This window comes from Amycolatopsis taiwanensis DSM 45107 (assembly GCF_000519205.1).
Lineage (GTDB): Bacteria > Actinomycetota > Actinomycetes > Mycobacteriales > Pseudonocardiaceae > Amycolatopsis_E > Amycolatopsis_E taiwanensis.
In genome coordinates this window covers 50,838-64,833 of the sequence record NZ_JAFB01000035.1, presented here as the reverse complement: position 1 = coordinate 64,833, position 13,996 = coordinate 50,838, and the positions used below count along the sequence as shown (strand labels likewise).

Annotated in this window: 14 protein-coding genes, 1 other RNA gene and 1 pseudogene; 10 read left to right on the top strand and 6 right to left on the bottom strand. The window is 68.3% G+C overall.

Annotation, left to right across the window (positions count from 1 at the left end; translation table 11 throughout):
- Positions 1 to 32 precede the first annotated feature (32 nt).
- Both A3CU_RS0126145 and A3CU_RS0126140 read right to left on the bottom strand, forming a co-directional pair.
- The gene (locus A3CU_RS0126145) at positions 33 to 248 is read right to left on the bottom strand and encodes a hypothetical protein (RefSeq protein WP_027944796.1); all 216 of its coding nucleotides are present in this window, start codon (positions 246 to 248) and stop codon (positions 33 to 35) included.
- Between the two features lie 341 nt (positions 249 to 589).
- Positions 590 to 1,234 carry a response regulator transcription factor gene (locus A3CU_RS0126140; protein ID WP_027944795.1) on the bottom strand — a complete coding sequence of 215 codons (645 nt, stop codon included), beginning with the start codon at positions 1,232 to 1,234 and terminating at the stop codon, positions 590 to 592.
- 113 nt (positions 1,235 to 1,347) lie between these two features.
- On the opposite strand from A3CU_RS0126140, the pseudogene A3CU_RS46670 reads away from it, so the two are divergent.
- Positions 1,348 to 1,768 (top strand): annotated as a pseudogene (locus A3CU_RS46670) (GNAT family N-acetyltransferase).
- Positions 1,769 to 1,813: 45 nt separating this feature from the next.
- Here A3CU_RS46670 and A3CU_RS0126130 read toward each other — a convergent pair.
- Both A3CU_RS0126130 and A3CU_RS0126125 read right to left on the bottom strand, forming a co-directional pair.
- Positions 1,814 to 2,962 (bottom strand): sensor histidine kinase, encoded by a 1,149-nt coding sequence (locus A3CU_RS0126130; RefSeq protein WP_043842569.1) that lies wholly within the window; start codon positions 2,960 to 2,962, stop codon positions 1,814 to 1,816.
- 5 nt (positions 2,963 to 2,967) lie between these two features.
- Positions 2,968 to 3,657: a sensor domain-containing protein gene (locus tag A3CU_RS0126125; protein WP_027944793.1), complete on the bottom strand. Its 690-nt coding sequence runs from the start codon at positions 3,655 to 3,657 to the stop codon at positions 2,968 to 2,970.
- Between the two features lie 161 nt (positions 3,658 to 3,818).
- Here A3CU_RS0126125 and ssrA point away from each other — a divergent pair.
- The 5 genes from ssrA (at position 3,819) to A3CU_RS55440 (ending at position 7,287) form a co-directional block, all read left to right on the top strand.
- Positions 3,819 to 4,191: a transfer-messenger RNA gene (gene ssrA, locus A3CU_RS50635) on the top strand.
- Positions 4,192 to 4,407: 216 nt separating this feature from the next.
- Complete coding sequence (locus A3CU_RS0126120; protein ID WP_027944792.1) at positions 4,408 to 4,773, top strand: ArsR/SmtB family transcription factor; 366 nt, start codon at positions 4,408 to 4,410, stop codon at positions 4,771 to 4,773.
- Complete coding sequence (locus tag A3CU_RS0126115) at positions 4,770 to 5,258, top strand: SRPBCC family protein (RefSeq protein WP_027944791.1); 489 nt, start codon at positions 4,770 to 4,772, stop codon at positions 5,256 to 5,258. Before A3CU_RS0126120 ends, A3CU_RS0126115 begins: the two co-directional genes overlap by 4 nt.
- Before the next feature lies 1 nt (position 5,259).
- Positions 5,260 to 5,826, top strand: a complete 567-nt coding sequence (locus tag A3CU_RS0126110; protein ID WP_027944790.1) for a maleylpyruvate isomerase family mycothiol-dependent enzyme — start codon at positions 5,260 to 5,262, stop codon at positions 5,824 to 5,826.
- A 306-nt stretch (positions 5,827 to 6,132) separates the two neighbouring features.
- On the top strand, positions 6,133 to 7,287 hold the full coding sequence (locus tag A3CU_RS55440) for a GyrI-like domain-containing protein (RefSeq protein WP_084143775.1): 1,155 nt from the start codon (positions 6,133 to 6,135) through the stop codon (positions 7,285 to 7,287).
- Between the two features lie 113 nt (positions 7,288 to 7,400).
- On the opposite strand, the gene A3CU_RS46665 is transcribed toward A3CU_RS55440, so the two are convergent.
- Complete coding sequence (locus A3CU_RS46665; protein WP_052372187.1) at positions 7,401 to 7,886, bottom strand: P-loop NTPase family protein; 486 nt, start codon at positions 7,884 to 7,886, stop codon at positions 7,401 to 7,403.
- Between the two features lie 390 nt (positions 7,887 to 8,276).
- Between A3CU_RS46665 and A3CU_RS46660 the strand changes: the two genes are divergently transcribed.
- Positions 8,277 to 8,465: a hypothetical protein gene (locus A3CU_RS46660; protein ID WP_052372194.1), complete on the top strand. Its 189-nt coding sequence runs from the start codon at positions 8,277 to 8,279 to the stop codon at positions 8,463 to 8,465.
- A 1-nt stretch (position 8,466) separates the two neighbouring features.
- Here the strand turns inward: A3CU_RS46660 and A3CU_RS0126090 are convergent, their stop codons facing one another.
- Positions 8,467 to 9,255, bottom strand: coding sequence for an IclR family transcriptional regulator (locus A3CU_RS0126090; protein WP_027944788.1), 789 nt, complete (start codon positions 9,253 to 9,255; stop codon positions 8,467 to 8,469).
- A 72-nt stretch (positions 9,256 to 9,327) separates the two neighbouring features.
- Here A3CU_RS0126090 and hutH point away from each other — a divergent pair, with 72 nt between their 5' ends.
- The 3 genes from hutH to A3CU_RS0126075 all read left to right on the top strand — a co-directional run bounded on the left by hutH (position 9,328) and on the right by A3CU_RS0126075 (position 13,854).
- Positions 9,328 to 10,869 carry a histidine ammonia-lyase gene (hutH, locus tag A3CU_RS0126085; RefSeq protein WP_027944787.1) on the top strand — a complete coding sequence of 514 codons (1,542 nt, stop codon included), beginning with the start codon at positions 9,328 to 9,330 and terminating at the stop codon, positions 10,867 to 10,869.
- 139 nt (positions 10,870 to 11,008) lie between these two features.
- Positions 11,009 to 12,655, top strand: coding sequence for a urocanate hydratase (hutU, locus tag A3CU_RS0126080; RefSeq protein WP_027944786.1), 1,647 nt, complete (start codon positions 11,009 to 11,011; stop codon positions 12,653 to 12,655).
- A complete protein-coding gene (locus A3CU_RS0126075; RefSeq protein WP_027944785.1) occupies positions 12,652 to 13,854 on the top strand; it encodes an allantoate amidohydrolase in 1,203 nt (400 codons plus the stop codon). The genes hutU and A3CU_RS0126075 overlap by 4 nt, the downstream gene beginning before the upstream one ends.
- The last annotated feature ends 142 nt before the right edge of the window (positions 13,855 to 13,996 follow it).

The following is a 13,996-nucleotide window of genomic DNA, read 5'->3' as shown; positions in this document are numbered from 1 at the left end:
GGTTTGCCGAGGGCTGCGGGGTAGGGATGGCCCTACTCCAGAAGTTCGTCGACCTCCGGTGCGTTCAGCTCGCACATTCGATACTGCCAGCCGGTTTCGTCGGTGTAGGCCAACTGGTAGCGGGTTTCGATCTTGGGACCCTGGTGTAGGTGGACGTGCCGGATGACGGCGCCGGGCACCGGGTCGGTGAGGACTTGCTCGCGACCGTCCAAGGGGCCGCCGAAGAAGCGGACGCTCACCTCGGTCATGCTGCCCCTTCCGCAGGGTTCGATGGCACGTCCGCCCATGTTAGGGGAGCGCCGAGGAACATGCTGCCGTCGATTCGGGTGAGTAATTCAACGCTGGTTGGAAAGGAAGGGGCGTTTGCTACGGATAGCCCGAACGCTTTTCAAACGCAGGATCGACACCCTTGGTGACGGACAACGACGGTGCTCTGTGGGGTCTCCGTCCCCACACCCAACGGGGAGCAGGCCCCCAGGCCGCTGTGCTTTGCAGGGGCCCAGGGGCTCAGCCCACGCACAGGTTCCGAATAGCGCTTTCCGTAGTAAACGCCCCTTCCTCCACAAGAGGAGGCGGGCTACCAGCTTGGCTAGGCGCGGCCCAGGTAGGTGAGGACGGCGCGGACGCGGCGGTGTTCCTCGGCGCTGGCCTCGAGGCCGAGCTTGGCGAAGATGTTGCCGATGTGCTTCTCGACGGCCCCGTGGGAGACGACCAGGGTGTTCGCGATGGCGGTGTTGGACAGGCCCTGCGCCATCAACCCGAGCACCTCGGACTCGCGTGCGGTCAGCGAGTCCAGCGGGTTCCGGCGGCCGCGCGCCATCAGTTGCGAAATGACCTCGGGGTCTATCGCGGTGCCGCCCTTTGCCACCCGGCGAACGGCTTCGAGGAAGTCCGAGACGTCGGCGACCCGCTCCTTGAGCAGGTAGCCCACCCCGCCGGTGCCACCGGAAAGCAATTCGACCGCGTAGCTCTCTTCGACGTACTGGGAAAGCACCAGCACGGGCAGTCCCGGCACGGCCTGGCGGGCGTTGAGCGCCGCGCGCAGGCCCTCGTCGGTGAAGGTCGGCGGCATCCGTACGTCCACGATCGCGAGATCGGGCCGGTGCTCGCTGACCGCTTCGACCAGCGCGTCGCCGTTGTCGACGGCGGCGGCGGTCTCGATGCCGTCGTCGGCCAGCAGTCGTTGCACGCCTGCGCGCAACAGCACCGCGTCTTCCGCGATCACGACCCGCATGGAACCTCCCCGCTGTCGGGTCACCTTATCTCACGGTCACCGGCTGCACGGCAGGTCGGCGCGAAGGACGGTGGGCCCAACCGGAACTGGTCCGAGGGGTCACGATGAACGGCATGACGAAGATCGAAGTCCGCCCCGCACATCCGGTCGAATTCGAAGCCGTCGCGGGAGTTCGCCGTGTGGGCGCGGAAGAACGCGGCCACACACCGGTGCCTGGTCGTGGTGCGTGAGGACCAGGTGATCGGGATGGGGTTTCTCGCGATCACCACGCGTGTGCCGACGCCGCTGGCTTTCTCCCGAGCGTCCGGCGACGTGCAGTGCGTGTATGTGGTGCCGGACGCCCGCGACGGCGGACTCGGCGGCCTGTTGATCGAGGCGATCCTGCGCCTGGCCGCGGAACTCGGTCTGGAGCGGGTCACCGTGCATTCGTCGGAGCGTGCCGTGCCGGCCTACGAGCGGCACGGGTTCGCGGTGTCACCGAAGCTGCTGCAGGCCCAGGCGCGCCCACGTTTGAGCGTCGGAGGACCGCGATAGCGGCCGATCCAGGTGTCACCCACGCTGCAACGACTTCTGGCGTGATCACCAGGTGCACGGCAGGTCGGCGCGAATGACGGTGGGCCCACCGGGCGGGCTCACCGCGGTGAGCACGCCGTCGATCGTGGCGGCCCGGTCCGCCAGCCCGGCAAGCCCACCGCCTGGCCGCAGCTCGGCGCCGCCCTTGCCGTTGTCGGTGATCTCGACGACGACCTTGTCGTCGCTTCGCCAGACCTTGACCTCGGCCTGGGTCGCGCCGGAGTGCTTGGCGATGTTCGTCAGGGTCTCGCCGACGATGAAATAGGCGGTGGTCTCCACGGCTGCCGGGGGGCGCGGCTCGACGTCCACCTGGACGTCGACCGGCACCGGTGACTTCGCGGCCTGCGCGGAGAGCGCCGCGTCCAGACCCCGGTCGGCGAGTACCGCGGGGTAGATGCCGCGGGCCAGGTCCCGCAGTTCGGACACCGCGAGCTTCGCGTCGGCATGTGCCTCGTCGATCAGGCCACGGGCCGCGACGGGATCGTCGTTGAGCTTGTTCTTGGCCCGGCCCAAGCTGATCGCCACCGCGACGAGCCGTTGTTGCGCGCCGTCGTGCAGGTCACGTTCGATGCGCCGGCGCTCCGCTTCGGCGGCGTCCACGCCACGGGCCCGGGAAGCCTGCAGACGCTGAGCGTGCTCGGCGAGCCGCTCGGCGCGGTTGGGCCCGAGCAGCGCGACCGCGAGCGCGCTGCGTATCCAGCCGACCCACGGTGCGACCCAGATCGCCATCGGCAGCAGCACGATGGCGGTGATGCCGATCGCGAACTCGGCGATGGCGAGGGGGAAGGACACCAGGAGGTAACCGAGGTCCCGCCAGGTCGTGCCATCGACGAGGCGGTACCGCCATCGACGCAGGATGCCGCCCTCGACCGGCAAGCGCTCGACCTCCGGCAACGGGGCGTCCAGCATGGCCCGTACCCACCGCCGCTCCAGGTCTCCGCAACCGCGAACCAGGCTGGTGGTCGCCATGAGAATCGGGATGCCGATCCAGATCACCGTCGTGCTCACCCCGACCGCGAAGCCCACGACGACCAGCACGAACTCGAGCAGGCGAAGCGGCAACCCGCAGAGCATGTAGATGATCGTGCGGATGGCTTTCGGCCGAGGCTGTCGTCCGCCTGCCTCCTCGCGCCCGGCTAGCCCTGCGTCGGCCATGGCAATCATCCTGCCACCGGACCGTCGGTGACCAGGGCCGGAGCGGCGTCTTCGGCGATGCGACGGGCCCGGGAGCCGGGACCGAGCAGGGACCGGGCGAAGCGGGCGTGGAAGCCGGCCAGCGCGCGGGTCAGGATGATCGCGAGCCCGAGCAGCAGCACACCGAGGGCGGCCAGGGGCAGCGCGGACACCGTCGAGTCGACCGTGATCCACGGGACCTCGTTGGCAGGAAAGGCGTAGATCCCGTCGGGCAGGTACCGGAAGTAGATCGGCAACGCGGCGAATCCCAGCCCCAGCGCCCAGGACGTGACGATCACGACGAACTCGCCGATCCCGAGCGGGAACAACACCAGGAAGTAGACGAAGTCGCGCCAGGTCGCCGTGTCCTTCAGCCGGGCCGCCCAGCGGGCCTTCTGGCTGCCATCGGGCAGCGGGCGGTAGGGCGTGGCGACGTAGGTACCGAGCAGCGAATGCACCCGCGCCCGCTCGGCGAGTGCGGCGCCCCGCAGGCCCAGCAGCAGCAGCGCCAGCACCGGAACCCCGACCCAGATGATCGAGGTGCTGAGCCCGACCGCAGTGAGGGCGACCAGTGATACGAACGCGACGATCCCCAAGGGCAGGTTCATCAGCAGGTACAGCAGAGACCCGCCCACTGGTGGGCGCGGTCGGCGGCCGTCTCGCTCGACGTAGGTCATGTTCGGTTCCTTCCTGGCGTGAAGCGGAACCAGCATCCCTCAGGGGCGCCGGGGGAGACCAGGTGGTGCACCGCCGAGTCGAGGTGGGGACAGCCCTACCCACGGGAACAAACCCGCTTGCCGGAGGCGTTATCCTGGAGCAGGTAGCGAGACACCAACAAGGGGGTGAACGGTTTCGACTCTGGACGTTGAGTCAAGGGAAGCGTGCCGGTGCAGGCGAGAGACCACCGAAAGCGTCATCGCAAACCAATAAGCGCCAAGGATAATTCCAAGGCCGCTTACGCCCTCGCCGCCTGAGCGAGCGCGTAAGCTGTCGGCCCGGGAACGCCTCCGTCCCGATCGCCGGCATCAGCTAGGAGGCTCACCGTCCGGACTTGGCCGCGGGGTCCGGATGGAAAACTTACAGCGGCTGGGCCCGTCACACCGGCTTGTTCACGTGACCGGCGGGGTCGAGTAGAGACGTAGTGAACTGCGCACGGAGAAGCCTTGTCGAGGCGCCAGAGGACCCGGGTTCAATTCCCGGCACCTCCACCCGATCGACCCGATCCTGCTCGTCGCTTCGCGACTTCGCCGGGATCGGGTCGTCATTATTTTGGGGGCCGAGCGCGGCCTGCTGGACCTGCGGGCCGGGCCTCCCGAAGTCGTCGTGGTCTTCTGGCCCAGGCCCTTCATTCTTCTCAACCGGTAGGTTGACAATGGCCTCGGCAGAGGTCTACGGTCTTATTCAACCAAGTAGTTGAGGAAGAACTGGTGGACGAGAGCACGGAGCAGCTCAACCGGGTGTTCGCGGCACTGGCCGACCCGACCCGGCGCGATCTGGTGGCCCGGCTGGCCGGCGCGGACGCGACCGTGGGCGAGTTGGCGGAGCCGTACGACATGAGCCTCCAGGCGGTCTCCAAGCACGTGAAGGTGCTCGAGGAGGCCGGGCTGGTGACCCGCAGCAAGGATGCCCAGCGCCGGCCGGTCCATCTGGACGCGGAGGTGTTCGACCTGATGACGAAGTGGATCGAGCGCTATCGCCAGAAGGCTGAGGAGCGGTATCGACGCCTCGACGCCCTGCTGGGCCGAATGGCCGACGACACGAACCAGAAGCAAACCCGTAAGGACGCATCATGACAATGACGAAGTACGAGACGGAGATCGTGGCGGACGAGAAGGTCCCGACGATCGAGATCATCCGGGAGTTCGACGCGGCTCCTGAGCAGGTGTTCCGCGCCCATGTCGACCCCGAGCTCTACGCGCAATGGGTCGGGCCGCGCTCGCTCACCACGAGGATCACCAGGTGGGACGCTCGCACGGGCGGCGCGTGGGCCTTCGCCAACGATCGGGACGGCGAGGAGATCGCGTCCTTTTACGGCAGTTTCCACGAGGTGCGGCAGAACGAGCGGATCGTGTGGACTTTCACCTATGAAGGCTTGCCTGACGGAGTCGCACTGGAGACGCTGACCTTCGAGGAGGTCGAGGGTGGTCGTACGCGGCTGAGGGTGCTGAGCGTGGTGTCGGACTTCGAGGCCCGTGACGGCATGCTGGCCAGCGGCATGGACGTCGGGGTCAAAGAGGGCTACGACAAGCTCGCCGAGTTGCTCGCGAAGGGGGCCTGAGATGACGTCAACGCCCACAAGCCCGGCCACGCGGCATGCACACGACGCGGCCCAGTTCACCGAGTTGGTCGAGTCCGCCTCGGCCGGCGACTGGGCGCGGCCCAGCCCGGTCGCGGAGTGGACAGCTCTTGACGTCGTGAAGCACCTGGTCGAGTGGTCCCGCGTCTTCCTCATGGGCGCCGGGATCGAGCTCCCGGCCCTGGACGTGGAGGCGAACCCGGGCGCTGCCTGGAAGCAGCACGTCAGCGACATCCAGGCCATCCTCGACGCCCCCGCCGGGCGGGTGCTCAGCAACCCGCACACCGGCGACAAGCCGGTGGACGAGGCGATCGACCAGTTCTACACGGGCGACGTCTGGTTGCACACCTGGGACCTCGCCAAGGCGCTCGGCCGCGAGCCCGACCTGGGCCAGGAGCGCTGTGCCGACGCGCTGGTGGCCATGGAGCCGATGGGGCCGATGCTGCGCGACAGCGGGCAGTTCGGTCCCGCCATGCCCGTCGCCGAGGACGCCTCCGCGCAGGACAAATTGATGGCCTTCATCGGCCGTGATCCGGCCTGGCGGCCCTGAGGTCGAGTTGCCACAAACGGTTGGGTTCTCACCAATGACCTTGTTGCGACTCGCGATTGCGATGTCTACATAGGACATTGCGTTGGCGTACGCGTCGTAGGTCATGGCGATCTTGCCCAACGTAGTCAGTGAGGGCATATCGAGCGCCCCTGTCTGCCAAAGTGCGGACAGGGGCGCTCGTCGTTGTCTCGGAGGTCGAGCCCCAGGCCTCCACGGTTCGTCTCCGGAGATCACCTTCAGTGCCAGGCAGCCGTCGCTGGGCTGCCCGGTTGCTCGGCGACCCTATTCTAGTACTAGAGTACTGTCATGGCTTCGGCGTTGACCGATGGTGAGTTGACGGTGCTCGGGCTGCTCGTCGAGCAGCCGCGCCACGGATATGAGCTGGAACGGGTCATCGAGGAGCGGGGCGTGCGCGCATGGACGGCGCTCGGTTTCTCCTCGATCTACTACGTGCTCGACAAACTGGCCGGGCGTGGCCTGATCGAAGCAGTCGGCCCTCCGTCGTCTGGAAAGTCACGCGCCACCTTCCGGGCTACCGCGGCGGGTCGCGAAGTGTGTGCTGCCACCACGCGGGACGCGCTGACGGCGCTGACGCCGATGCGCGCGCGAGTTCTGATCGCAATGGCCAACAGTCCCGGCTTGCCGGATGCGGACGTGGTGGCCGGACTGACCCAGCGCCTGGAAGCATTGCGAACACAGCTCACGGAAGTCCGCGCGGCCCGTTCCCGGCAGGAACCCCTGCCCACAGCCGCATCCGCGATCTTCGACTACAGCGAGGCCATGCTCAGGGCCGATGTCAACTGGACCGAAACCACACTGGGCGCATTCGAAAAGGAGACCGCGATGGACAAGTACGACATCAAGAAGGCCCACAAAGAGCTGTACTCGCCTCCGTCGAAAGAGTTCACCGTCGTCGAGGTGCCCGAGTTCCGATATATAGCAATCGACGGCCAGGGTGATCCGAACACTTCCCCTGCGTATGCGAACGCGGTCGAAGCCCTGTATGGGGTGGCCTACGCGCTGAAGTTCGCCAGCAAGAAGACCCTTGGCCGGGACTTCGCGGTCGGTCCGTTGGAGGGTCTGTGGCGAGCGGACGACCCCACCGCGTTCATGGCGCGGCGCAAGGAGACCTGGGCGTGGACCATGATGATCAGCCAGCCCGACTGGATCACCGAAGGCGTTGTCGAGGCCGCCATCGACAACGTCGCAAAGAAGAAGAAAAACCCCGCACTCGGAGACATTCGGCTGCTCACCCTCGCCGAAGGAACCAGTGTCCAGATCTTGCATATCGGCTCCTACGACGACGAAACTCCGACCCTGGAACGCCTGCACAACTCGTATCTGCCCGACAACGGCTTTACCTTCAACGGTGACCACCACGAGATCTACCTCAGCGACGCGCGTCGAACAGCGCCCGCCAAGCTCAAAACGATTCTGAGGCAGCCCGTCAAGGCGGTGTAGCGAGCCGCTTATCGTCAGGGGAGTCGACGATCATGGCACATCGCCGCGGCGATGTGCCATGATCCGTTTTATGCCTGACCCAGGGGAGTTGCGGCCCGTCGACGAGAACGATCTCAGGGCGCTGGCGGCCTTGACCGGTTGACGGTCTCGACGAGGAGTTGTTCGACGGCGTTGGGGTTTCGAAGTAGGAAGAGTTTTGCGTGGCCGGCGTGCTCGGCGATGGCGGTCATGATCGTGGGAAGGCTGCGGCGTCGGTATGTGACAAGCCAGCGCCAGAAGGCCAGGTTCTCGCGGGAGCGGTGCAGGGTGCGCCAGACGCAGCGCCAGAGCGGAAAGTCCAGCACGATCACGGCGTCGGCGGCTTGTAGTCGCACGGAGAGAACGTCGTATGGGCCGAGATCGCCATCGAGGATCCACCGTTCTCCGCTGGTGAGCCGGCGTTGGATCGCCGCCCACCGGTCCTTGGGTGCCGGGGTGAGGCCGGGTGTCCAGAAGTGTTCGTCCAGTTCGATGACGGGCAGGGCCGGGGCGGCGCCGAGGCGTGCGGCAAGGGTCGACTTACCCGCGCCGCCGCGGCCGAGGACAACTACTTTCCGCATCGTGGTTATGGTACGAGCGCTGGAAACGCTCGACCAGAAAAGATCATTTTCTCGGCGAATCGGTCCGCGAGGCGGGGTAGTGGTCAGAGATCACGATACCCGTCTCGGCAAAGGCGTTCTCGATCGTCCAATGTGGACAAAGACCGACGAGTGGTGGTAAGCGATGGCCGAGTCTATCACGCTGTGCAATGTGATAGGAACGCCTTGTGTAAGGAGCGTGTGCCTAATACGCACAGTGTTTGGGTATATCGCGAATTGATCCTTGACAACCATTTTCCACTCCCGAGACGTGTACCAGGTTGGACTATTTCCCCGACACCTGCGATGCTGACCCCTGTCACGCTGCGGGCGTTCACCCGCGGCGGCAGCGAAGCCGGAAGAAGGTGCCAGATGGCCCGGGCAAGCACCAGTACCGAGCGAGGTTGGCTCGCGGAGGTCCGCGCGGAGGAGAAGGTTCTCCGCGATGCGCAGGAGCGCAAGGCCGCGCGGACGGTCGCAGGACACTCCACCGACGCGACGGAGTGCGCGCAACTGCTGGAAATGCTCGGTCTCTACCCTGGCCAGGACCGAGAGGTCTGAATCACCGCGGCGTCCCACCGATCCGGCGGGTCAGTTCGCCGGCCGCCTGCCGCACCGCCTGTGCCACTTCGGGCCAGGTCTGTCCACAGGTCACCCGCTCGTCCGGGCAGTAGTGCCGGAGCGTGACGGCGATGGCCGCCATGGGCCAGGCACCGTGGTCGAAGACCGGGTAGGCGACCGACGCGAACCCGGCGGTCACGTGGCCGTCTTCCACCGCCCAGCCTCGTCGCCGTTCGATCGCGAGGATCCGGCGCAGCTCGGCCAGACCGCGCGGCCCGCGGTCCGTGCGGCGGACGAATGCGGCGGTGCTGGGAAAAAGCGCCCGTACGTGCGCGGTGGGCAGGTGCGCGAGCATCGCCCGCCCGGACGCGGTGAGCTGTGCGGGTAGCCGCACGCCGACGTCGGTGACCAGCGTTTCCGGCCGGGATGGCCGTTCCTTGAGCAGATACAGCAGTTCGTTGCCGTGCAGGACGCCGAGTTGCGCGGTGTGGCCGAGCCGGTCGACGAGCCTGCGCAGCAACGGCGCGGCCAAACGCTCCAGCGGTTCGTGCCGGAGGTAGGCGGAGCCGAGTTCGAAGGCCGCGATGCCCAGGCCGTACCGCCGTTCGGCGGGCATGTGCGCGACGAAACCGGCCGCCTCCAGTTCGGCCAGCAGGTGATAGGTCGTCGACCGGGGCAGGTTCAGCTCACGGGCGATCGTGGCAGCCGGAACCGGCCCCGCGTGCCCGGCCAGCACGCGCAGCACGGCGAGCCCACGACGCAACGCGGGCACGTCGCTGCTGGTACCCATGTGTCTGGAATACCAGACCAAACCTCCACGCGGTAGTCGGTGGAACGGTGCGCGGGGAGGTGCAATAGGCCAATGACGCGCACAGTTCGGCTGGACTCGGCACCGCTGACCCGAGAGCAGGTCGTCGCGGTGACTCGGCAGCAGGTGGCGGTCGAACTGACCGAAACCGTCGTCAAGAATCTCGCGGCGACCCGGCAGCACATCGACGCGCTCGCCGAGGCGGATCGGCCGGTCTACGGCGTCTCGACCGGCTTCGGCGCGCTCGCGACCCGGCACATCCCGCTGGACCGGCGGGCGGCGTTGCAGCGGTCCTTGATCCGCTCGCATGCGGCGGGCGCCGGCCCGGTCGTCGAACCCGAAGTGGTCCGCGCGCTCATGCTGTTGCGCCTGCGCACGCTCGCCAGTGGGCACACCGGTATCCGGCCGGCCACCGCGCAAGCGCTGGCCGCGCTGCTCAACGCGGGCATCGTGCCGGTGGTGCACGAGCACGGTTCGCTGGGCTGTTCCGGTGACCTGGCGCCGCTGGCCGCGGTCGCGCTCGCACTGATGGGCGAGGGCGACGTGTTCGACGCCGGCGGCGTCCGCAGGCCCGCCCGGGACGCGTTGGCCGAAGCGGGGATCGAGCCGGTCGTGCTCGCCGAGAAGGAGGGGCTCGCGCTCACCAACGGCACCGACGGGATGCTCGGCATGCTCGTGCTGGCCATCGAAGACCTGCACCGGTTGCTCGACGTCGCGGATTTCGCCGCCGCGATGAGCGTGGAGGCCTTGCTGGGCACCGATCGCGCCTTCGCCGCCGACCTGCAGGCGCTTCGGCCCCATCCGGGCCAGGCCGTTTCGGCGGGGAGAATGTTCGCCGCGCTCAGGGATTCCGAGATCGTCGCGAGCCACCGCGGCCCGGAAGACACCCGGGTGCAGGACGCGTACTCGCTGCGGTGCGCGCCGCAGGTGCACGGCGCGGCGCGGGACACGGTGAGCCACGCCGAGCAGGTCGCGGACCGCGAACTGGCTTCGGCCGTCGACAATCCGGTCGTGCTGGCGGACGGCCGCGTCGAATCGAACGGCAACTTCCATGGCGCGCCACTGGCCTACGTGCTGGACTTCCTCGCGATCCCGGTCGCCGACGTGGCGAGCATCGCCGAGCGCCGCACCGACCGCATGCTCGACGTCAACCGTTCGCACGGCTTGCCGCCGTTCCTGGCCGACGACCCCGGTGTCGACTCCGGACTCATGATCGCGCAATACACCCAGGCCGCGCTCGTGAGCGAGCTCAAGCGGCTGGCCGTGCCGGCGTCGGTGGATTCGATTCCCAGCAGCGCCATGCAGGAGGACCACGTGTCGATGGGATGGTCGGCGGCGCGCAAGCTGCGCCGGGCCGTCGACGGTCTCACCACGGTGCTGGCGGTCGAGTTGCTCACCGCGGCCCGGGCGCTCGACCTGCGGGCGCCGCTGCGCCCGGCCCCGGTGACGGCGGCGATCCGGGACCTCGTGCGCACCCGCGTCGGCGGGCCGGGTCCCGACCGGCACCTCGCGCCGGAGATCGCGGCGGTGGAGGAACTGGTCTCCTCGGGCGAGATCTTGGCGGCCGTGTCCGGCAAGACATTGGAGCGACGATGAGCCGCTATCGCCTTTCTGCTCATTGGCGCGACCGGGTGCGGGTGTCCCGCAAGACATTGGGAGCGACGATGAGTCATCATTGCTTTTCTGCTCGTTGGCGCGACCGGGTGCGGGTGTCCCGCAAGACACTGGAGGTGCGATGACTGTTCGAGCGGCTCGCGGCGACAAGCTCACCGCGAAGAGCTGGCAGACCGAGGCGGCGCTGCGGATGCTGCACAACAATCTCGACCCGGAGGTCGCCGAGCGCCCGGAGGAGCTGGTCGTCTACGGCGGCACCGGCAAGGCCGCCCGTGACTGGGCGAGCTTCGCGGCGATCACGCAGTGTCTGACCACTTTGGACGACGACGAGACACTGTTGGTCCAGTCGGGTAAGCCGGTCGGAGTGTTTCGCACCCACGAGTGGGCGCCGCGCGTGCTGCTGGCGAACTCGAACCTGGTCGGCGACTGGGCGAGTTGGCCCGAGTTCCGCCGGCTGGAGCGGCTCGGCCTGACGATGTACGGGCAGATGACCGCGGGTTCGTGGATCTACATCGGCACCCAGGGCATTCTGCAGGGCACCTACGAGACGTTCGCGGCGGTGGCCGAGAAGAGGTTCGGCGGCTCGTTGAAGGGCACGCTGACGGTGACCGCCGGGCTCGGCGGGATGGGCGGAGCCCAGCCGTTGGCGATCACGATGAACGGCGGGGTGGCGCTGGTCGTGGAGTGCGACGCGCAGCGAGCGCGCCGGCGGCTGGAGACTCGTTACCTCGACGAGCTGGCGTCCGATGTGGACGATGCGGTCCCGCGCGTTTCCCAGGCCAAAAAGGACGGCACCGCGCTGTCCGTCGGCGTGATCGGCAACGCGGCCGAGGTGCTGCCCGAGCTGTTGCGACGGGGGGTCGAGGTCGACATCGTCACCGATCAGACCTCGGCGCACGATCCGCTTGCCTACCTGCCGGCCGGCGTTTCCGTCGAGGACTGGCACGACTACGCGTCGCGCAAGCCTGACGAGTTCACCGAGCGTGCCCGCGAGTCGATGGCCGAGCACGTCGGTGCGATGCTCGGCTTTCTCGACCTCGGCGCCGAGGTCTTCGACTACGGCAACTCCCTGCGCGGCGAGGCGAAACTGGGCGGCTGCGCGCGTGCCTTCGACTATCCCGGATTCGTCCCCGCGTACATCCGGCCGCTGTTCTGCGCGGGCAAGGGGCCGTTCCGGTGGGCGGCGCTGTCCGGGGACCCGGCCGACATCGCCGCGACCGACCGCGCGATCCTGGAGTTGTTCCCGGACAACGCCGCCCTGTCCCGGTGGATCCGGCTCGCCGGGGAGCGGGTCGCCTTCCAGGGACTGCCGGCGCGGATCTGCTGGCTGGGTTACGGCGAGCGGCATCTGGCCGGGCTGCGGTTCAACGAGATGGTCGCCGCGGGTGAGTTGTCGGCGCCGGTGGTGATCGGGCGCGACCACCTTGACGCGGGTAGCGTCGCCTCGCCGTACCGGGAGACCGAGGCGATGGCCGACGGCTCGGACGCGATCGCGGACTGGCCGTTGCTCAATGCCCTGGTGAACACCGCGTCCGGTGCCACCTGGGTGTCGATCCATCACGGCGGCGGGGTCGGTATGGGGCGGTCGATCCACGCCGGCCAGGTGTGCGTGGCGGACGGAAGTGCCCTGGCCGCAAGGAAGATCGAGCGGGTGCTGACCAATGATCCGGGCATGGGGGTGATCCGGCACGTGGATGCCGGATACGAGCAGGCGGTGCGGGTCGCCGAGGAGTACGGGGTGCAAATCCCGATGCGGGACCACCCATGAGTGCCGTTTCGCTGCTGCGGGATATCTCCGACGTCGGCCGGGATCACTGGCGTGGCGGGTATTCGCGGCATGTGTTCGACCCGGCGGAGACACAGTTGCGCGAGTGGTTCGCCGAGCAGGCGGGGCGGCGCGGACTGGACGTGGAAGCCGACCGGAACGGCAACCTGTGGGCGTGGTGGGGGACGCCGGGCCCCGGCGCGGTGGTGACCGGAAGCCATCTCGATTCGGTGCCCGGCGGCGGTGCCTTCGACGGCCCGCTCGGCGTGGCCAGCGCGCTCGACGCCGTGAAACGGCTGCAGGACAACGGTTTTCGCCCGCGCTGTCCGGTCGCCGTGGTGGTCTTCATGGAAGAGGAAGGCGGCAGGTTCGGGGTGCCGTGCCTGGGTTCCCGGTTGCTGACCGGGTCCCTCGACGCGGACACGGCACGGGCGCTGCGTGATCCGGACGGCGTGACGCTCGCCGAGGCGGCGCGGCGGGCCGGGGCCGATCCGGAACGGTTCGGGCGGGACGAGGTCGCGCTCTCCCGGGTAGGAAGGTTCATCGAACTTCACGTGGAGCAGGGCCGCGGGCTGATCGATCTCTCCTCGCCGGTGGCCGTGGGCAGCACGGTCATCGAACACGGCCGGTGGCGGTTCACGTTCACCGGCCAGGGAAATCACGCCGGGGCGACGCTGCTGGCCGACCGCCGGGACCCGATGGTGCCGGCCGCCTCCCTGATCGGCGCGGCCCGGCGGTTCGCGGCGGAAACCGAGGGCGCGCGAGCCACCGTCGGCAGGCTGGTGCCCAGGCCCGGCGGCACGAACGTGATCGCGTCCACTGTGGACGCCTGGTTGGATGCCCGGGTGCCCGGCGCGGACAACACTCGTCCGATGGTGGAGCGGATCATCGAGGTCGCACGGCTGGCGGCCGCCGTGGAGGGGTGCGAGCTGACGGTCACCGAGGAGTCCCACGCGGGCGCGGTCACCTTCGACCCGGGACTGCGGGAGCGGCTCGGCGCGGTGCTGGGCCCGGTGCCCGAACTCGCGACCGGGGCCGGTCACGACGCGGCAATCCTCGCCCAGCACGGCGTGCCGTCCGGCATGCTCTACGTGCGGAACCCGACCGGTGTCAGCCACGCGCCGGAAGAGTTCGCCGAGGACGCCGACGTCGAGCGGGGCGCCGAGGCGCTGGCCGAGGTGTTAAGGGATTTGTCGACATGACCTACTTACCGCAAGCCGCGGCAATCAAGGTGACCGCAGAGCGCGCCCCCGAAAGCCCGCTATCGGGGGCGGCAGGGCGCCCATCCGGACTACGTCAGCCGGGCTCGCGAGGAGCGCCTTGTCGACACGATCGCGGTAGCGC